At 40.7% G+C, this 20778-nt stretch carries 17 protein-coding genes and 2 pseudogenes; 15 read left to right on the forward strand and 4 right to left on the reverse strand.

Annotated elements, in window-relative coordinates; translation table 11 throughout:
- Positions 1-30 precede the first annotated feature (30 nt).
- Positions 31-1272, forward strand: coding sequence for an MFS transporter (locus JF50_RS14980; RefSeq protein ID WP_039610265.1), 1242 nt, complete (start codon positions 31-33; stop codon positions 1270-1272).
- A gap of 14 nt (positions 1273-1286) precedes the next feature.
- Positions 1287-2776, forward strand: a pseudogene (locus tag JF50_RS14985) (trehalase family glycosidase).
- A gap of 262 nt (positions 2777-3038) precedes the next feature.
- Here JF50_RS14985 and JF50_RS14990 read toward each other — a convergent pair.
- Together JF50_RS14990 and JF50_RS14995 are read right to left on the reverse strand one after the other, a co-directional pair.
- Positions 3039-4403, reverse strand: a complete 1365-nt coding sequence (locus JF50_RS14990; RefSeq protein ID WP_039610266.1) for a hypothetical protein — start codon at positions 4401-4403, stop codon at positions 3039-3041.
- A gap of 290 nt (positions 4404-4693) precedes the next feature.
- Positions 4694-4930 carry a hypothetical protein gene (locus JF50_RS14995; protein WP_152614556.1) on the reverse strand — a complete coding sequence of 79 codons (237 nt, stop codon included), beginning with the start codon at positions 4928-4930 and terminating at the stop codon, positions 4694-4696.
- A 268-nt stretch (positions 4931-5198) separates the two neighbouring features.
- Between JF50_RS14995 and JF50_RS15000 the strand changes: the two genes are divergently transcribed.
- The 7 genes from JF50_RS15000 to JF50_RS27630 all read left to right on the forward strand — a co-directional run bounded on the left by JF50_RS15000 (position 5199) and on the right by JF50_RS27630 (position 13134).
- Entirely contained in the window at positions 5199-6197 is a 999-nt protein-coding gene (locus tag JF50_RS15000; protein ID WP_039610268.1) for a WD40 repeat domain-containing protein, read from the forward strand.
- A gap of 147 nt (positions 6198-6344) precedes the next feature.
- Positions 6345-6620: a hypothetical protein gene (locus tag JF50_RS27625; protein WP_235423448.1), complete on the forward strand. Its 276-nt coding sequence runs from the start codon at positions 6345-6347 to the stop codon at positions 6618-6620.
- The gene (locus JF50_RS15005; RefSeq protein ID WP_235423449.1) at positions 6614-7333 is read left to right on the forward strand and encodes a WD40 repeat domain-containing protein; all 720 of its coding nucleotides are present in this window, start codon (positions 6614-6616) and stop codon (positions 7331-7333) included. The genes JF50_RS27625 and JF50_RS15005 overlap by 7 nt, the downstream gene beginning before the upstream one ends.
- A gap of 54 nt (positions 7334-7387) precedes the next feature.
- Positions 7388-8560 carry an NERD domain-containing protein gene (locus tag JF50_RS15010; RefSeq protein ID WP_039610269.1) on the forward strand — a complete coding sequence of 391 codons (1173 nt, stop codon included), beginning with the start codon at positions 7388-7390 and terminating at the stop codon, positions 8558-8560.
- A 147-nt stretch (positions 8561-8707) separates the two neighbouring features.
- The gene (locus JF50_RS15015; RefSeq protein WP_039610270.1) at positions 8708-9598 is read left to right on the forward strand and encodes a cation diffusion facilitator family transporter; all 891 of its coding nucleotides are present in this window, start codon (positions 8708-8710) and stop codon (positions 9596-9598) included.
- A gap of 58 nt (positions 9599-9656) precedes the next feature.
- Complete coding sequence (locus JF50_RS15020; RefSeq protein ID WP_235423450.1) at positions 9657-12434, forward strand: response regulator; 2778 nt, start codon at positions 9657-9659, stop codon at positions 12432-12434.
- 505 nt (positions 12435-12939) lie between these two features.
- The gene (locus JF50_RS27630) at positions 12940-13134 is read left to right on the forward strand and encodes a (2Fe-2S)-binding protein (RefSeq protein WP_023397915.1); all 195 of its coding nucleotides are present in this window, start codon (positions 12940-12942) and stop codon (positions 13132-13134) included.
- 55 nt (positions 13135-13189) lie between these two features.
- Here JF50_RS27630 and bfr (JF50_RS15030) read toward each other — a convergent pair.
- Both bfr (JF50_RS15030) and bfr (JF50_RS15035) read right to left on the reverse strand, forming a co-directional pair.
- Positions 13190-13653, reverse strand: a pseudogene (bfr, locus tag JF50_RS15030) (bacterioferritin).
- Between the two features lie 12 nt (positions 13654-13665).
- A complete protein-coding gene (bfr, locus tag JF50_RS15035; RefSeq protein ID WP_039610271.1) occupies positions 13666-14136 on the reverse strand; it encodes a bacterioferritin in 471 nt (156 codons plus the stop codon).
- A gap of 297 nt (positions 14137-14433) precedes the next feature.
- Between bfr (JF50_RS15035) and JF50_RS15040 the strand changes: the two genes are divergently transcribed.
- From JF50_RS15040 to JF50_RS15065, 6 genes are all read left to right on the forward strand, one after another.
- Complete coding sequence (locus JF50_RS15040; RefSeq protein WP_052262338.1) at positions 14434-14940, forward strand: hypothetical protein; 507 nt, start codon at positions 14434-14436, stop codon at positions 14938-14940.
- An 18-nt stretch (positions 14941-14958) separates the two neighbouring features.
- On the forward strand, positions 14959-15567 hold the full coding sequence (locus JF50_RS15045; RefSeq protein WP_039610272.1) for a superoxide dismutase: 609 nt from the start codon (positions 14959-14961) through the stop codon (positions 15565-15567).
- Positions 15568-15743: 176 nt separating this feature from the next.
- The gene (locus tag JF50_RS15050; RefSeq protein WP_160290489.1) at positions 15744-16538 is read left to right on the forward strand and encodes a substrate-binding periplasmic protein; all 795 of its coding nucleotides are present in this window, start codon (positions 15744-15746) and stop codon (positions 16536-16538) included.
- A gap of 63 nt (positions 16539-16601) precedes the next feature.
- A complete protein-coding gene (locus tag JF50_RS15055; RefSeq protein ID WP_039610273.1) occupies positions 16602-17183 on the forward strand; it encodes a thymidine kinase in 582 nt (193 codons plus the stop codon).
- 52 nt (positions 17184-17235) lie between these two features.
- Positions 17236-18576, forward strand: a complete 1341-nt coding sequence (locus tag JF50_RS15060; RefSeq protein ID WP_052262340.1) for an ATP-binding protein — start codon at positions 17236-17238, stop codon at positions 18574-18576.
- A gap of 107 nt (positions 18577-18683) precedes the next feature.
- A complete protein-coding gene (locus JF50_RS15065; protein ID WP_235423451.1) occupies positions 18684-20747 on the forward strand; it encodes a PAS domain S-box protein in 2064 nt (687 codons plus the stop codon).
- The last annotated feature ends 31 nt before the right edge of the window (positions 20748-20778 follow it).

Raw genomic sequence — 20778 nt, forward strand, 5'->3', positions numbered from 1 at the left:
ATTAAACTTACAGTATTTACGAGTCTTTCAATGCACAATATGCGAACTATTTTGGCTATGGGAGCCTGTTACTTTTTATTTGCAATCTTGCTCAATAGCGTTGGCACTGTGATTTTGCAAGCTATCAATACTTTTGGCGTTTCCAAAGCGCAAGCCGCATCGCTAGAAGGGTTTAAAGATTTACCGATAGCGATTGTGTCTTTTTTAGTCGCTTCATTTATTCCTCGGGTAGGCTACAAGCTGGCATTATTAGGTGGCTTATCTCTGGTTACTGTGATGTGCATGATCACGCCAATCGCAGGTAGCTTTTGGGCGCTTAAAGCGTTATTTGCTGCTGTTGGCTGTGCATTTGCGATTGTTAAAGTCTCCGTTTATGCCCTAATCGGTCAAGTCACTGACTCAACAAAATCTCATTCTAGTTTATTAAATACCATTGAAGGTGTATTCATGGTGGGGGTGCTCAGTGGGTACTGGGTATTTGCCGCCTTTTTGAGTGAAGATATTACCTCACATAATTGGTTGAACGTATATTACCTGCTTAGTGCACTATCTATTGCCACAATGTGTTTGGTTTGGTTTGCCAAAATCGAAAAGCCGGCAGAGCAAGCACTTGAATCTGGCAGTGCTAAAAATGACTTCTTAGACATGTTGCGATTAACTTACCAGCCTCTGGTGTTGGTGTTTGTGATCAGTGCATTTTTATATGTGTTGATTGAGCAAGGTGTCGGCACTTGGCTACCTACCTTTAATAATCAAGTACTCAACCTACCCGTTGATGTCAGTGTGCAGCTGAGCAGTATTTTTGCGGCCAGTTTGGCCATTGGCCGTTTGGCAGCAGGTCAAATTTTGAAAAAAGTAGATTGGTACTTATTTTTGAACCTATGCCTTTTAGGTATGGCTATTCTGGTTTTATTGACTTTACCTATGACCAAAGACTTGCCACAAAACCAAATCACAAGTGTATTTGATGCGCCTGTAGCCGCGTATTTAATGCCATTACTTGGACTATTGATGGCACCAATTTATCCAGTGATTAACTCAATTATGCTGAGTAGTCTTGAGAAGCATCGCCATGCTGCGATGACAGGCTTAATTGTGGTCTTTTCAGCACTCGGTGGTACGACTGGTTCATTAATTACAGGCTTTGTATTTGAGTATATGAGCGGTCAACATGCCTTCTATATGTCATTAATTCCAATGGCTATCATCACGATTACCTTATTTTTATTTAAAAAGCGTGCTCAACAAGTAGCGTGCTCGTCAGCAGTTTAAGTCGAGGAAGAAGAATGAAGTTTGAGCACAGCCGCTTATTTAAGGACGTTCAATTGTCGGGGATTTTCAATGATAGCAAAACGTTTGCTGATGCGATCCCAAAGCAATCATGGCAAGCCGTTTGTGACTTTTATGAGGAGTTGCAGCCTAAAGATTTGGCTGAGTTTGTAGACGTTCATTTTGAGTTTGCACAGGCACCTGAGCTGGATGCATTAGATGATGTTAGCTCTGTACAAGACTATATCGAGCAGCTTTGGGGCAGGCTAACAAGGCAGGTTTGCGATCAAAATACGAGCTCTTTACTAAGCTTGCCCAAGCCGTATGTTGTTCCAGGTGGTCGGTTTAATGAAATCTATTATTGGGATAGCTATTTTACAGCGCTTGGTTTGATGGACTCTGGCCGAGAAGCGCTTGTTGAGCATATGCTCGATAACTTTTGCAGTTTGATAGGCTCATTAGGTCACGTACCAAATGGAAATCGTAGCTATTATGCGACGCGCTCTCAGCCTCCGGTGACGGCTTTAATGGTCGATTTGCTATGGGATAAAAAAAGTTCTGACAAACAGTGGCTGAAAAAAGTAACGACTGCATTACGCCGCGAATATGATTTTTGGATGAAAGGGCAAGGGGAGCTTTCTGCAAAAAATAACACGCACGCTCGTGTTGTGATGATGCCTTGTGGTGGTTTGCTGAATCGTTATTGGGATAATGAAGCGTTGCCTAGGCCTGAATCTTACCGAGAGGATTTGGAAGACGCAAAACACCTAACGGCACAGCAGAAACTTTCATTTTATCGAAATATACGTGCGGCTTGTGAGTCTGGTTGGGACTTTAGTAGTCGCTGGTTGAGAGATCCAAGTGATTTAAAAACCATTGCTACAACAGAAATGGTGCCGATCGACTTAAATGCTTTGATATATTTTTTAGAGTTACAATTAGCTCGATGCTATCTTGCTTTAAGCTATCATGCTGAATATAAAAAATTGGATAAAAGATCAAAATCGCGCGCTGATCTAATAGAACAGTATATGTGGGATGAGCAGGCAAGCTGGTATGTTGATTATGATATCGCTAACAAGTGTCAGCGAGAAGTGCAGACGATGGCTGGCGCCACGGCATTATTTTTCAACTTGGTAAAAGATGATGGCCATGCGTTGCGTATGTCGAAGAAAATTATGTCTGAGTTTTGCAAAGTAGGTGGACTTGTCACGACGCTCACTGAGACTCTTCAGCAATGGGACAGTCCAAATGGTTGGGCACCATTACAGTGGTTTGGTGTTAAAGGGCTTTTAAATTATGGTTTTGAACAGGAAGCAAAGCTGATTGGCACAAGGTGGCTTCATACACTTGAGTCGAATTTTGCCATCAACCAATGCCTGTTAGAAAAATACAATGTCATCGAGTTGAACAAAAAAGCACAAGGGGCGAATATATCGTACAACAAGGCTTTGGTTGGACAAACGGCGTCGCTTGTCGGTTGTACAAGTTGTTCCCAGATAAGTAGTTTTATCTACTCTTAGAGGTTGGCCGTTTTATGTGCTTTCCTCTGAGGGTTGTTTTATCAAGTGCTATGCACTCCCTTGACCCCTCTACCATTTCACAACACTTACTAGAATGGCTGCAATGTAGTAGCACTTTTAATCTTTTTGAGGAAAAATTAAGGCAGGTTAAACTCTGAGTCTGATTAGGGATTGAAAAGAAAAAAGCGCCTTAAAAAAGGCGCTTTGGCTCACAATCAAGAGACATACACGTTATACTCGGGAGTATTAGTGTGCGTGTTCGCCTCCTTTTTCAATACCTAACCAAACTAAACGTTCTGGTGTAAAATCTAGCTCAATTTCAACTTTTACTTCAGCTGTTTCAAGGTCATAGCCAATGACATGCTGTGCAGTTGAATCCGTTACGTAAGCAATGTTTTCAGCGCCAGAGAATGCAATGCTAAATACAGTACCTTCAGGGATTGCTGACAACTCATGCTCATGTACTTTAACTGAGTGTGCAATTTCCCAATGATGCTCATCACCTTCGGCGTGTTGTTCGAAAATTGTTAAGACACCGGCTGTGTCTAATACAGCTGCATGAGAGCCGTCATAATTGAAGTTACCACCAGCAAATCTGTGGCTTTCTGTGACTGACCATTCAATCTTTTCGATTTCGCCATGTTCAGCATCAACAACGACAAGCTCAGTACCTGCAACACCAATAAATTGGTGGCTACTTTCATGTCCAATTAAGTAACCGATGCGCTGGTTTTCAACAAAGCTTTCTGGGTTTGCAATTTTAGAAGCGACAAACTCTCCATTTTCTTCAGCGATAACGACAACACCGTCACCACAGGCAAAAGACACATGCTCGTGGTTTTGCGCACTACCATGCAGCGCTGGACAAGTGACATCGAATACTTTTTCTTGGTCAAAGTGGCCGTCATGTTTGTGATAAACACCAATTTGTGTAGGCAGTGTAGACTCAGTTTGTGGATCGCGAATTGTACTGAATGTGTACTCGCCGCGAGACTGAGCTGCGCCGTGCATGTTTGTTTCGTAGTGAATTTCAGCGACTTTGTCTTTATCACCGCCAAGATAAGCTTCAGAGAAAACAACGACTTCTGCATTAACAGCATCATCGCCACTGCCATCGAAGAAAATCGCAGTGCTGTGCTCGCCGTTAGTAACGTGCGCAGGTTTTACATGGTCAAAAGCAACATCGCTTAATGTAGGTGCTTCTTCATAAGGATGCATGTGGTCGCCATGATCCTCTTGCCAAATACCACCGTCTACAAATTCGACACGACCTTGCTCGGATTGAACTAAAATAGCGTAGCGGCTGTTTTCAGTTGCATATACTCTGCTTGCATAGTTACTAGAAGCAAGTTCACCTGCGACTTCTTTGTGCTCAATATCTAGAACATGTACAGAGTTTGACTCTGGAGAAGTTACCAATAAACGACCAGCCTCACCAACTGAGTCGTGATCATGGTCATGTCCATCATGCGCGTGGTCGTCATGGCCTTTGTCTTGCTCAACAGGTTCTACGACTGGAGCATGTTCAATAATAGTTGTTTCTGTGTCACCACAAGCTGCTAGCAATGCTGTTGCAACTGCAACGGAGAGTAATTTGTGTGTGTGTTTCATATTTCTTTCAATTATTAGAGTATTTAAGTTGCAGGAAATGGGTAAATACGCCTGCTTTTATAATGTTATAAAATAACAATTTGAGATTATGTTATACTATAACGTTGCTGTTGTGCAAGGCGCAATTGGCACTAATTTGAAAATTAGTCCCTAAAAGTGGATCTATGAGTATGTCGATTAAGGCAATTAACTTTGACTACTTAAAAGTGAGTCGATTTATAAGTTATCGATGTGATGTGTTTGCAAGGAACGCGTGAAAGAAGAGGTGAAGGCGGAGAGCCTGATCACACTTATTCTGATAAAAATATGACTCTAACGGCAATGGCGATAAAAACGATAAGAACCAGAATTATTTCTATTTTGTGTACTAGCGATTTTGTTTTTTGGTTTTTCTTTTCATTTTTGTAGGCCATTTTATACTCCTCATTAGGGTGGCGTTTTTCATAGGCAGCATTGGCTTTTTTGGCAAATTCGGAGCGTTTTTTTGGGCTTAAGTTTTGGTTCATCGCGTCTTGATAATCGACCACTTTACCCTTTGACACTCTCGCTCTGGGTGCGCTACACATAATTACCTCGGTTCGTTAGCTCCACGGCAATAACGTGCAATCATGCTCTGCCGAGTGAACTCCTCGCTACGACTTTTTAATTATAGTACTTTTAGATTGCCCTGTCGTTTATATTTTCTAAATAAATAAGATTTATGTCCGATAATATAGGTAAGAGACTAAAACTTAAAGTTTAGAATATAGCTGTTTTGAGGCGAAACAAGGAATGAGCAGTATTGGGAGAACGCCTATGTATAAAAGTATCATCCATATCTTATCAACCGCTGTTCTGGTGACTCTGTTGCTTGGGTGTGATGGCGTGAGTGAAAATCCAAAGCAGGCTTTCCATCAAGTCAGTGAAGTGCCAATAGATCTTGGTGTGTTTTCATCACATGCCGACCTAGTTGCTTTCGTGGCTCAAGGCACATTGAACATTGCAAAGACCGATGGCAGTGGTGTTTTGGCTCAGTTTAAATTGAACGAGACCAAGGTAACAGATATTGCAATATCACAAGACAATCGGCTGTTAGCCGCAAGCTTCACAACGTATGTGGTGGTCTGGGATCTCGTCGACAAGGTGAGGTTAGGCCAATTCGATGTTTCAGGAGAGTCAGAATTTGCTAAAACGTCAAAGATAGCCATTTACGCAAACCCAATGCAGCTGTTAGTGGGGATGACTGATGGCACCATCAGTGTGATTGACTTTGAAAATAAACTGACTAAGCGAATTAAGTATCATGATGCCAGAGTGAGCTTTCTCGAATTAGGTACGCAGCGACAACTCATACTCAGTGCAGGACATGATGGTGTAGTGAATATTTTAAATGCGAGCACATTGCAGCCAACATTCGAGCACCGACTGTCAAAACGTGTGACGAGTGTCGCCTATAATTTATCGCAAAATCTACTTTTTGCATCTGATGCGCTCAATGAGCAAATAATCCTCAGGCCTTTCTCATCAGAGCGGGCGTTAATTAAGCTTGCTTATCGCGAGCGATTCAGGTGGTTTCGCGCTGCTGCATTTAGTCCTGATGGTCAATACTTAGCAACTGGGTCTAGTAAGTCTTGGTGGACATTGTGGGATGTAAATACGGGGCAAGAAATTGACGCTTATGGCATTCAAGCGGCAACTTCTACGGCATTGATCGTTGATATGCACATCAATAGAGAGCGTAAACTGGTCACATTGAATAGCGATGGGATTATTGAATATTGGGATATCAATATCTTAAAAAATTTGACTAGGTAGTGGCGTAGACTTTGCTTATTTTGCCTACAAATCTTGCTGCTCACTGGGCTGTATCAAAGAGAGCAGACAATACACTGTACAAAAAAGTAAAAGGCTATACTATTTGCACAGATTATTTATTGCCCTTTAACTTAGAGAGCTAGAGCCATGTTGTTTAGACTAATCCCATTTCTTTTAATGCTGTTTTTAACAGGTTGTGAGGATGAAATCTTATTGAGTAAAGGCACCATCAGTCAACTTGGAGATAAGGGCGTGCTTATCGGCCATTTTTCACAAGATGGCAGTAAGTTAGTTACTATAGATAGCACAAATACTCTAACAGTCTGGGATAGCAAATCGATGACCGAGTTGTTTTCGGTTCCGAAGGATAAAATGCCTGAATTATCTCGGATGTTGTGTTGTCAAAAGATAATAACATGTTGATTGTTGTCGGTGATAATCAGCTTCAATTTTGGTCTTTGTCAACAGAAAAGCTAGTGACTAAAGTGAGCTTTACAGGGGTAAGTGGGTATGCGCATATCACCTCGGTCTCTTTGTCACCTTTTATGGATAAAATAATCGTGGCCATGTCAGATGGCACGGTTAATATGGCTCATCTGCATACTCAGGTGAATAATCAGTTTGCCCCCCATAGCCGACCAGTCATGCATGTTGAATGGGATGATAAAGGGGAGTTGTTTTTAACTGCTGCGCAAGACGGAAAATTAGCACTTTGGCAATTTGGTTCACCAGAGCCAGTCTTTACCAAAGAGTTTAACCACCGAGTTACGAGCTTAGCGGTGCGAAAAGACTTCTCTGAGTTTTTTGTATCGGATGCGTTAGACAATCAGGTTATTGCATCGCTCATTGATGGAGCAGATAAAAGTGAACTTAAGTACATGGCGCGTTTTAAGGTATTTCGCAAGGCGTTATTTATTGAGAAAAGCCGTCTATTGGCAACCTCTTCATCTAAATCTCAGCTGACAATATGGGATACGCAAAGTGGTAATGAGTTAGGTACATGGCAGATTAATACGGTGAGTTCAGGTGCGACGATTGTTGATATGTATGCACCGACTAAAGAAAAGCTGGTGACTTTAAGTAGCGATGGATTGTTGGAAGAGTGGGCATTAAATATGTTGGCCAACAGAAAGTGACTTAAATCTCCCACTGGGTTGACGTTTAAATTTATGTAATTTAGGTACGGTAAAATGAACAGATGGATTTTGTTTTTACTAATTTATTCTGGTTGTGTGGCGTCAATGTCAACACAGCTTGATGTAAATCAGTGTGATAGGTATGCCTCGGAGCTGGTGTTTCTGCAAAACAACAGCAATTTGACAGGCTCAGAGCAAGCTCGTATCACACGATTGCTAGAGCGGGTAGCGCATTATTGCCAATCGCCTTCAGACATTGAGCGCACATCTGCTGAAATACATGCACGTCAGCCAGTATATGGAATCAGTCAGTTTAAAGACCCCAAGGTATACCAACAATGGCAGGCCTTTTTTCAAAAGCCCATTATATGTCATCACGGTGAGCAGAACTTTCAAAGTGCGGTTAAATGCGCGGAGCAAGTTGCCAAACAAAGGCAAGCTTTTGAAGCCCAGTTGGCCAAAAAGAATCGACAAAATGAACATAATAGGCGAACTCGGATTGTTACGACGACGCCTGTTATGTCTGAATCAGTTGCTTCTGTGAATACAATCGATCCAGCTCAATATAAAACTCGTCATTCTCCCTCCTTAGATATTAATCAAGAACCTGAGCACTTTGCACGATTTGGGTTTTGGCTAAGCATTGTTTTATGCGGTTATGTTTTAATTGAGCTTGGAAAACGCGCTTTTAATCATACCTCCTGTGCGTCATATAAAACCAAAAAAAGAGGTTTTAGACGTACTTACGATGCGCTTAGCAGCAAACTAGATAAAAAAAAGTATATTATTGTTCCACGTAGTATGAGCCCGCTCTTGCAAGAATTAGATATTGATGGGGTGGTACTGTCACCGTTTGGCATTTTTACATGTGTGTGCATACATCATGAAGGGGACATTGAGGCCAATATAAGTGGTGAAATGTGGCACGCAAGCAAAGAGGGGAGTTCACAGTTTTTCTTAAATCCATTGAATGCATCAAAAATACGTGCAAGTAAACTTGCCGATTGCATTGGTGCGAGCTGCGGCGTAAGGGACATTGTGACATTTAATAATGGTGTGCGCTTTTATCCTGGACGGCCCGCAAATTGTTTTGATAATTCGCAGGTCCCCATTGAAGTCATGCGTTACACACAATGCATATTCAGTCACGAACAACTGCGTTACTTCGAGCAAGGTTTGTACGCTGCAAGCCATGGGCTGAACCAATCACGACAAACAGCAAGTTAGATCATGCTTTTAGATGAAAAAAATAGTCTATTTATTTGCTAAATATTGTGATTTTTGATGCGTCTGAAATGAAATAGAGTTACAATTATCGTCCTTTATCATAAGGCACCCTCTAATTTATAGTTACAAAGGTTTCTCAAGTTTCGAATGACCGATCTTACAACTCATGAGGCTTCTCGGAAGCGCCTACTTATTGCGCTTGCATTAACTTGCACGTTTATGGTTATCCAGGTTATTGGTGCATACTTTGCCAATTCCTTAGCCGTGCTGGCTGACGCCGGGCACTTATTTGTACATAACAGTTCTTTGCTTATCGCATTGATAGCATCAAGCATTGCTGTAAAACTGGCAAAAAACTTTAACGAAGGCTACAAAAAAGCAGAATACACTGGTGGACTCATTAACGGCGTATTATATGTCTCTATCGCTGTTATTATTCTATTAGAAGCGACGGAGCGCATTGAATTGCACTCTCAAGGTCACATTCATGAAGTGAATACATTTGTAATGTCTACCATTGCTGGTGTTGGATTTTTATTTCATGGGGTAGCTGCTTGGGTGTTATACAAAGGCCGTAAAGACAGCATCAATGTGTATGCCGTATTTTTACATTCCTTCTTTGATTTATTATCCACAATTTCTACCTTTATCGCAGGTATTCTCATTCATTTAACTGGCTGGAATATTATTGACGTTCTTTCAAGTATGTTAATTTCGAGTTTTGTGTTATTCACGGGTTTTAAAGTGATTAAATCTTGCTTGACCGGGCTACTAAGCAAAGATAGCGCGTTACCTAATGTGAATAAGCTTGAGCAGGCGATTGTGGATACAGAGCATGTTGAAAGCGTGCACAATGTGACGGTATCTAACACAGACGATGAATTAATTGTCGGTGCGCATATTGTATTAAAGCACCATTGTACTATTGAAATGCATGATGATGCATGTCGTTATCAAGTTGAAGCCCGCTTAAAACAGCTATTTTCAGTAGAAAAGTGTGTGCTTCAAATAGAAAGTCACGATTGTCCCCACCATTAAACTTGGCAAATAACCAGCTTTCCTTTATTTTTTAATAGAATATAAAGAGGAGCTGGTATTGCTGAATCAATTCGTTAAGTTACCCAAGGTAATTATTGCACTTTTTTTAGGAGTGGTTGGCGGGATCGCAAACCTACTGCCTATCTGGTTTTTAGATAGCTCCGAGTTTTTGTTTGGGCAGCTGTTTGTCATTTTGTGCTTACTTGCTTTAGGCTGGCGTTATGCAATCATTGCGGTGGGCATTGGCGCACTGTTCCTGTTATACCGATGGGGGCATTGCTGGGCTTCTCTTGTATTTTTATTCGAAATAGCGTGGCTGCAAATCTTTTGTATTCGTGCCAACAAACCGCTGTTTATTAGAGGGCTTGGTTACTGGGTGCTCTTTGGTGTGCCCATTTTATTTATTGTCGGTAAGTTTGTGCTTGGATTGACTTTACTGGTTATTTTCACCGCACTTGCCAAGTACCTGATTAATGCGGCGGTTTACCTTGCAATTGTCGACTTGATATCACTTTTTTTGTTCAAACGTGTTTGGCAAGCAAAAGCTTTGTATCAAATTCTCAACTACATGATCAGTCAATTGATTATATTGGTGGTACTGATCACGACGATAGTGCTTACAAATAGCCATTACAAGCGAATTGAGTACGAAGTCACCGCTCAACTGCAAGACGCATCTGGCAGTGCATTAAAACAAATAGATGATTACCTCGAAAGCTATCGTAGAGCCATTATGGTGGCTGCGCAGGATATTCAATCAGGCGTTGAAAAACAGCAGGTAATTAGACGGCTGGTAGAGACTTACCCTAACTTTCGAACAGCGATTGTGGCTGATCACAGCGCGATGGTCACACACTTTTATCCTAAAGCCTTGAAAGTGAGTTTAGTGGGTGAAGTGCCTTCGGTGGCTGATCGTGAATACTTTCTTCAAGCACCTTACTATCCTAACGGTTACGTGTCTGGAATATTTCAAGGTAGAGGGTTTGGTAATGATCCAGTGGTGGCGGTATCTGCTCCGCTATACGAAGAAGGGGAGTTCCAAGGCATTGTCGAGAGCTCACTCTACTTTGAGTCTTTTGAACAATTTATTCCTAGGGTGCTGGCGCAAAAAGGGCACTTACTGATTGTTGATCATGAAAATAACATCGTTTATAGCTCTTTAAAATCTGATTTCAATATTTTAGATAACATTGCAGATAAGCAATTAGATGAACTCACAGAGACAACCGATCAAATCTATATCAGTAACAATCGAGATGTGTACTATAAGCAAAGTATGCAATCAGACATATTTCAGTGGCGTGTAATTAGCTTAATAGAGCGAAAACACGTTAACTTGGCGGTCGCTTCAGCGTGGATCCAGTCATTTATTTTGGCTTTGTTTATCATTGCTATCAGCAGCTTTTTGGTGAATAGAATGACGCGTGTTTTCACTAAACCCATTGTGGATTTAAGTCATAGTATAAACTCCTTTGACCCCAGCAAAAAACTGTCTGACGTCAATAATACGACAGATGGCAGTTGCTTAGAGGTGATTATTTTACAGCAGCAGTTTTCACAGTTGGCGTTTAAACTCTCGATGAGTTTCACTAAGTTAAATACAGCGAATGAAGAAAATGCACAGCTTAATCGTAAGCTACAAGATTTTAATAAAACGCTCGAGTTGGAAGTGCGGCAAAAAACCGAGGAATTGATCACTGCACTTGAAAGTGCCAATCGCGCAAGCTCCGCAAAAAGTCAATTTTTGGCTAATATGAGCCATGAGATAAGGACACCGCTCAATGGCATTATTGGAATGTCCGAAGCGCTGATCCAGTCTGAGCAAGACGTTAAAGCAAAAGAGCAGTTAGATATTATTTATCAGTCAGCCCATAAACTGTTACTCATTCTAAATGACATTTTGGATTACTCGAAAATTGAAGCCGGGGCTTTGCATCTATCTCAACAAGACACTGATATTAAGAAGTTTGTCAGGGATATCTCTACATCATTTGAACAGTCAATCAAAAAGTCAAATGTCGAGTTTACCTATGTACTATCAGACACCGTCCCTGAAGTACTTATCATTGATGACTTACGTGTCGGACAGGTGATTAATAATCTATTGAGTAATGCAGGTAAGTTTACTGAAGAGGGCTTTATTCGTTTTGAAGTGAGCTATCACAATGAGCGGCTTACTTGCAGCATCAAAGATACTGGTGTGGGCATTTCAGAGGCAGCGCAAAAAGATTTGTTTGACGAATTTACACAAGCGGATTTGTCTACAACACGCAAATATGGTGGCACAGGACTTGGTTTGACAATTTGCAAGCGCTTGGTCTCACTGATGGAAGGAGAGCTGACGTTTACCTCTCAAGAGCATCAGGGCAGTGAGTTTTCAGTCGTGATCCCTGCAAAACGAGGCGGGCGAATAGAACGGTCTGTTCAAGACAGCGTTGGTATTCCAAACTTAGACGGTGTGCGCTTATTATTGGTTGAAGATAATCCAATAAACCAGATAGTTGCAATGCAAATGCTGGCAAAAACGGGAGGGGAAATCGTCAAGGCGCAGGACGGCATAGAGGCGCTAGATGCTCTAAGCGTTCAAAAATATGATGTGGTACTTATGGACTGTCAAATGCCGAATATGGATGGGTTTGAGTGCACACGCGCCATACGCTCTCAGCCTGATGAATACGGCACGCCATATATTATCGCGATCACTGCTAACGCGTTCAGTGAAGATAGGGCAAAGTGCCTGCAAGTCGGCATGGATGACTTTGTTGCGAAGCCTATTGAGTCATCGGAGCTCTATCAATGTTTGATTAAGTGGCAAGTACAACACTTGCAGAAATAGCTAGACTCTTAATTTTTATCGTTTTCAGAGTTCTGTTTTTTACATTTGGTTAATTCATTATTTGTTTCAAAGCTTGAAATTTCTGTTTTTGGGAAGGAAATCAAAGGCTGTAATAATGAGGGCGTGTCAGTGATAAGTAGCAGGCATGTATATTTTATGTCGCTCATACAAGTCAGTGAAATAGTATCATCATTTCGCTTTCAATCTGTCCAACACATTACTTCGATGCACATGAAACAGTCTTGATCTTTTTCAGAATTAAATAAACATGTGGATTTGAACCCAGTAAATAGATAAAAATTAGGCTAGGCGCCATAGGTTGATTGAAATTTGCACTGTCATTTTACAGCTGAAGGCTTGAACCATTATAAAAAGTGAAATAAAACTCTTTATTGATCAATGCTATTAGTAACTATTCTCATTTTTATGCGTAAGTGAGTTGATAACTATTTTTGTTTAGATTAAACTTAGCCTCAGTTGATGTAATTGAGATTGGTTTTCATTCATGTATATTTGTATCTGCCACGGAATAACAGACAAAAAAATAGCGCAGACGATAGATGACGGTGCTCGTTCTATGAGAGATCTTAGCAAAGAGCTAGGTGTTGGCACCCAATGCGGTAAATGTTGTAACTGTACTAAAAAGATATTGAATGAAAAGCTGATTGATATTGTTGATGTGACTGAACAAGTTGCATAAAGAATTGAATAACGAAAAAGGCGCTGAATTAAGCGCCTTTTTTAATGGGAGTAACTTACATTTGTGATTGTAAGTAGTTTTCTTTCCCATTGTTTTTAGTAACTGTTGCTGAGTTTCAAGCCAGTCTATTTGCTCTTCTTGCTCGCTTTGGATGTTGTCTAAAGCTTCACGGCTGATATAGTCTTGCTTTTCTTCACACAAAGCGATAGCAGCTTGCAAATCTTTTAAAGAGACTTCTTCAAAAGCATGGTTGGCAGCAATCATTTCAGGTACGTTCTCACCAATGTTTAAACGACCTAGGTCTTGTAGGTTAGGTAGGCCTTCCAAAAATAAAATACGCTCGATAAGTCTGTCCGCATTTTTCATTTTTTGGATCGACACTTTATAGTCTGCTTTATCCAGCTTCATAAAGCCGAAGTCTTTAAACATGCGAGCATGTAAAAAATACTGATTGATACCTACAAGTTCGTTTGCTAGAACTTTATTGAGTGCGATAATAACTTCTCTATTACCTTTCATGTATTAGCCTTCCTATGCAAGTTGCGATTGTAGGTAGTTTTGAATACCGATCTTATCAATTAGACCAATTTGTTGCTCTAACCAATATACGTGGTCTTCTTCTGTGTCAAAAAGTAGCTTTTCTAGTACAGCGCGTGATTGGTAATCTTGCTCTTCTTCACATGCTTTGATTGCATCTTTAACGCATGCGACTACTTCAAGTTCAAGTGTTAGGTCGTTTTCCATCATCGATTTGACGTCTTGACCAATTAATAAGTCGCGACGCTTGGTCATATTTGGTACGCCCTCTAGGAATAGAATGCGTTTAATTAGCCAATCTGCATGCGTTGTTTCTTCTTCCATCTCATGATTCAAGCGCTCATATAATTTATCAAGACCCATGTCTTCGTACATACGAGAGTGGATGAAATACTGGTCAATTGCAGCAAGTTCATTTGCCAGTAGTGCATTAAATGCATCGATGATTTTTTGTTTACCCTTCATAGGATGTTCCTCAAACTCTGACTTTAGGGGGTATTCTATATATGAGAACTTATTTGTCAATAAAAACCCTTTAAAATCATAGGTTTAACAATTGATTCTTATTCTCATTATCGTTGTCTTTTATGCTTTTAACTGAGGTTGTTATTTAAGCAGTATCTATGTTTGGGTTTGATATGGATGGTATTAGATAAAATAACCACTCGTAAATTATGGTAATAATGCAAATAAAAACAATTTGCATTAAGGTGTTGGTTTTGTTTATAGTTGTCTGGTGTAAAGCAACCTAAGGGGAGCGTAATGGCCCTAATTGAGCAACCAGAAACTTCAGTTGATACTCCATTGGAGTACGCCCTTGCCCCGTGGCAATACGCTATTAAAACTGGTAACGATGCATTCCAGCACGGTCAATTTGATTCGGCCAGAGATAAATATCAAAGTGCTTTAAATCTGGCTGGTCATTTACTTGAGCGCTTTTTAAAAAGCGAGGCAAGCGATGAGCAATTAACTGCAATTGAACATTGCTGTCCTGCACTGGTGGTCGCAGCTCATAATTTAGCTGATTGCTTTTTAGCATTGTCTAAGCCTGAGCGAGCTTGCCAACAGCTGATCGAAGTTCATACGGTGATCCTCAACTTAGTAGAAAACGCGTCTATAGAAATCGTTGAAATTGCTTGTCATCACTTACATAAAACGCGGCAGGAGTTAATCAATTTTGCGTCCTGTCATCCTCACCTTCCTGAGTTAATTGAACAAGTTAACATAGCAATGGAAGGTGGTTTTAACCGTCCACATATCGTCCATTAAAGTAAATGAGGAAAAATCATGGCTTTTACATTGCCACAACTACCGTACGCATATGACGCTCTAGAGCCACATATTGATACAAGAACAATGGAAATCCACCATACACTGCACCATCAGACTTATGTTAATAAAGCCAATGCAGCTTTAGAAGGCACTGAGTTCGCTGAGCGTGGTGTTGAAGACTTGCTTGTTAACATTGAATCTCTGCCTGAAAACCTAAAAGGTGCAGTGAGAGACCATGTTGGTGGTCATCATAACCACAGTTTATTCTGGACCATTATGTCGCCAGATGGTGGTGACTTGCATGAAGGGGTACTTTCTAAAGCAATTTCAGATACGTTTGGCAGTTTTGATGTATTCAAAGAGCAGTTTACTGCTGCGGCTGTCAGTCGTTTTGGTAGTGGTTGGGCTTGGTTAGTTGTTGATGCTGACGGCGAGTTAAAAGTAACAAGCTCTTTAAATCAAGATAGTCCACTTATGAGCAACCAGACTCCAATTTTAGGTCTAGATGTTTGGGAGCATGCTTATTATCTTAAATATCAAAACCGCCGTCCGGAATACATTGCTGCATTTTATAATGTCATTAACTGGGTTGAAGTTGAGAAGCGTTACTTAGACGCTAAATAACGCAAGCGATTTTTCAGTGCCTGGTATAAGCTACATACAAGGCACTTTTTATTTGCCTCTCCAGATACCTAAAGACATCAAGAAATCATTTTATTAAACGACATACAGAACAGGGTAAGCTATAGTATTAGTAGCATCAGGCATGCAACTGCAATGCTTAAACCTTAAAATGAGCTGTGAGCTATATGCGTCTGTTAGCGCTTTTAATTGTATTATTGTGGTCTTCATCATCATATGCTACAACCTTTATCACTTTGTGCTACGAAGACAAAAATATCCCTCCCTTTTTTCTTGGTAGTGGGTTTGAAGTACCGAGTCATCGACCAGGTGCCACGATAGAGATTTTACGAGGGCTTGAGAGCAAAGTTCAAAATGTGCGTTTTAACTTTGTGCGCAAACCTTGGCGAAGGTGCCTACATGATATCCAAAAAAATAAAGTAGATGCTGTCGTCGCTTCGTATCGCTCTGAAAGAGCATCCTTTCTCAATTTTCCGATAAATGCCCAAGGTGACGTTGACGAAAGTCTCGCTATAAGCATGTTGGGAACGTGTTTGGTCGGGCAGCAAGGCCTTGCTCAAGACGTGGCGAATAATAACTATCCGATCAGTTTGGCTGTACCTCGTGGGTATGCTGTCTTACACGCTTTGCATCAGGATTTGTATCGTGTCATTCAAACTGATTCACAAGATGATGCTTATCAGCTTGTGTTGAAAGGATTAGTTGATGGGGCGTTAGGGTTATGCCAAGTTTATAACGAGCAAGTGTCTGGCTTTCCATATAGCGACGCACTTGAACCTGTATTCCCTCCTATTGATATTAGTTATGGATATTTGGCTTTGTCGAAGGCGTTTTTACTGCAAAGTCCTGATGTTGCCCAGACACTTTGGCAAGAGTTAGGAGTAATGCCATTGCATGAGTACTATTTAGATTATGTCAACAACCCGGTTAATCATAAAATTCCAAGATATTGATTATGGTCAGAATAGGTAAGTTTCTGTAGACTTACGCACACTCGAAACTTTCATTTTACACCTATGGCACAACTTTATTTCTATTACTCAGCAATGAATGCGGGTAAATCTACGACTTTATTGCAATCGGCATTTAATTACCGTGAGCGAGGCATGACGCCTTTTATTCTAACGGCTGCCATAGACAATCGTTCAGGTGTTGGCAAAGTTGCATCTCGAATTGGTCTAGAAGCTGATGCAAGTACATTTGAGCCGACGACGAATGTATTTGAGCTTGTAAATAATGAACACCAAATGCAAAAATTAGATTGTATCTTGGTGGACGAAAGCCAGTTTTTATCTAAAGAGCAAGTTTCTGAATTAACCGATGTTGTTGACTCTTTAGGTATCCCGGTACTGTGTTATGGGTTGAGAACAGATTTTAGAGGTGAGTTATTTGAAGGGGCTCAATATTTATTGGCTTGGGCAGATAAGCTAATAGAACTAAAAACAGTATGTCACTGTGGTCGAAAGGCGAACCACGTATTGCGTTTAGATGAGCAGGGTAATGCTATTGCTGACGGCGATCAGGTCGAAATTGGCGGTAATGATCGCTACGTCTCGGTTTGTAGAAAGCATTATAAAACAGAACTTAATAGGTTGTAATTTTAACTTTTTTTGCCATGCTTAAGGCTATCAATACAGACAATTGGTAGCCATGCCTAACTCAACTTTTTCTTTTCTTGCAAGCGAGTCTGCGCAAACAACTCAGACATCTCAGCTTCCTCCATGGAAAGTACTCGTCGTCGACGATGAGCCTGAAATACATGATGTGACGATCATGGCTTTATCAAAATTTACCTACGAAGGCAGAGAGCTGTCATTTTTACATGCATACTCTAAAGCTGAAGCAATGAAGCATATGCAATCTGATCCTGAAATATGTGTTGTTCTACTCGATGTAATTATGGAAACAGACAACGCGGGCCTTGAATGTGTTCGCCAAATTAGGCAAGAGCTTAATAATCATGATGTGCGCATTATTTTGAGAACAGGGCAACCCAGTACGATTCCAGAACACGAAGTGATGCTCAAATATGATATTAATGACTACAAAAATAAAGTAGATCTGACAAAGTCCCGTTTATATATCACGATGACAAGCGCCTTGCGGGCTTTTCGTGATATCAAAAAGCAATCAGAATTAGCGCGTGAATTAAAAGAGCTAAATGAAACTCTAGAAGAAAAGGTAGAGAAGCGAACGGCTGAACTGGTTGCGTCTAACCGTTCTCTTAGAGAAGCGAAAGACAAGATTATTAGACAGCAGGCAACATTAGTACAATCTGAAAAAATGGCGTCTGTAGGCTATTTAGCCGCAGGTATGGCTCACGAGATCAATAACCCACTGGGAGCATTGAAATGTAACTTTGCGGTTTTAAAGGATTATATTGATTCTTTATTCGAAAAAGTTGAGGGCTTTGGAGAAAATCAGCTAGTCAGTGACTTTACTGATATAGGTGAATTGCTCGAAGACAATGCAATTGATTTAAATAGAATTGAACGCATAGTTGCGGCGCTGTCGGTGTTTAATGGTGTATCTGATGAACAGCCTAGGGAATATGATTTAAATGAGATACTCACGACGTTTTGTAGTGAGATAACCGACCAAAAGATATATGAAAGCACTCATGATAAAAGTGTTCAGGTTATGTGTTGTAGAGAGCAGCTGCTGAAAGTTTTTGAAGCTTTATACCTCAACGCAAAAGAGTCGGGATCGGAGATAAGTGATGTCAAAATAACAGCCAGCAAAAATGCAGGGATTGTACGTATTGTGTTCGAAGACACAGGCTGCGGGATCGAGCCAGATAAACTAACACGAATATTTGACCCTTTTTACACCACTAAGCCTGTTGGCTCCAATGTTGGCTTGGGGCTGACGATTGCCTTAATGATGGCTAAAAACCAAGGAGGGGATATTATTGTGGCGTCAAAGCTTGGTATTGGCAGCCAGTTTGAAATTCAACTTCCTGCCGCTGAAGTTGATTCGTCTTTTGACTAAGTGCTGGGGAATAAGCACAACCTGCTTAATTCAAATAATCAGGGTTTACTCCTATATTTATTCCAATTGGTGAAATAATTTTAGACTGAAGCGCATATGGAGCTGCTATGTCTCGGACAAGATGTGCAAATTTAGAGAATGAACTGAAAAGATTACGATCTGAGCTTGAGCAAGTTACCTTTGAACGAGATAAATACAAAAAGCTATTCGATGTGTCCGGTGATGCGCTTTCTATTGTTGATCTTCAGTCTGGGACATTCGTTGAGTGCAATACTGCGGCGATTGAAATGCATGGGATCAATAGTAAGGAAGCGTTTTTGCAACTGACTCCTGCTGACATCTCACCAAAGCATCAGCCATGTGGTCAATCATCTGAACAGTTAGCGAAGCAATATATTGAGAAAACGCAGCAGGAGGGAGCTCAGCTATTCCAATGGACCCATTGCCGCCCCGATGGTTCGACTTTTCCTTGTTTAGTATCTTTAACATCCGTGCAATTTCACGGTGAGGAACTTATTCTCGCAATCGGAAGAGACATCACAGAAATAGTGCAAGCCCAACAAAAACTTGATGAAGCGCATTCGGATATTAAGCACTATCAGAAGGCATATCAGAGAGAGAAAGAAAAATTTGAGCACTTTGTTAATTTGGCACCCGTCGGCATTGCCATTAATTTTATGCAAGATGGTAGCTTTGATTATGTCAATCAGGAGTTCGGTAACATTACGGGGTATTCTGTCGAAGAGCTGAATCAAATGGACTATTGGCAATTGACGCCGAAAAAATATGAACAGCAGGAGTATAAACAGCTTGAAGACTTGAAAATGAGAGGGCGATATGGACCTTATGCAAAGGAGTATATTCATAAATCTGGCAAGGTATTTCCAGTCTTATTATCAGGTATCAAAATTACAGATAGCGATGAAATAGATTTTATCTGGTCTGTGGTTCAAGACACTACGCGCCAAAAGGAAGTCGAAGCACAAATTCAGAAAGCGAAAGATGAAGCCGATTCTTTTGCTATTAGGATGCAGCTTGCGAATGACTCAGCTGAGATTGGCGTTTGGGAATGGGATTTAATTTCCAATGAGCTTATTTGGGATGATTGGATGTTTAAGCTATATGGTGTAACGGCAGGGCAGTTTTCTGGTGTGTATGAAGCTTGGGAAAATAGTGTACACCCTGATGATCTCGAATTTGTACGTTCTAAACTGGCTTCAGCTGTACAAGGTGAAGGCGTTTATGATCCGGAGTTTAGAGTTGTGCACCCAAATGGTGATATAAGGACTATGAAAGCCAGTGCCGAAATCATTAAAGATAAATTGGGTGTGCCAATTAAAGTCATTGGTGTAAATTATGATGTAACAGACAAGGTTGCCGTTATTGAGAAACTTGCTGCAGCTAAGCTAGCTGCAGAAAATTCAGTGAAAGCTAAAAGCGATTTTTTGGCAAACATGAGTCATGAAATCCGAACACCTATGAATGCTATTTTAGGTGGGCTTCAGTTATTGCAAAGTGCAGAGTTGGACTCAGATAACAGAAAGACGCTGGCTAACGCCGCTTTTTCAGCTCAAAGTTTGCTTACAATTATCAATGATATTTTGGATTACTCAAAAATAGAATCCAATAAACTTGAGCTTGAGAATGCGCCCATTTCATTTGCGGATATATTGGATTCTGTAAAATACGATTTAGATGCATTGATCAGTAATAAAGGGCTCGAGTTTGCCATCATTATTGATAAGCAATTTAAGGACCAGTGGCTTGGGGATTTGGTTAGAGTCAAACAGATATTACTGAACCTTGCTTCAAATGCCGTAAAGTTTACGGAGAGTGGATCTGTAAACATACACTTAGCTGAAACGGTACTGAATGAAAAAGCAGCTGTGATTGTTGAGGTTTGTGATACTGGTATTGGCATGAACGCGGAGGCTCAAAATTGTATCTTTGATCGCTTTGCGCAAGCGGATACGTCAACAACCAGAAAGTATGGCGGTACAGGGCTTGGTATGTCCATTACAGCGAGTTTAGTTAAGCTTATGCAAGGCAGTATTGAACTCAGCAGCGAGCAAGGAAAAGGCACACATATCCGCGTTATCTTACCAATTGATAAAAATACTCAAGCGTCGAGAACACCCCCTAAAGAAATCATTATCTCCCCCCAGACTTAGCGGGTAAAAAAATACTCATTGCAGAAGATAA

It is taken from the genome of Pseudoalteromonas luteoviolacea (genome assembly GCF_000814765.1).
Lineage (GTDB): Bacteria > Pseudomonadota > Gammaproteobacteria > Enterobacterales > Alteromonadaceae > Pseudoalteromonas > Pseudoalteromonas luteoviolacea_H.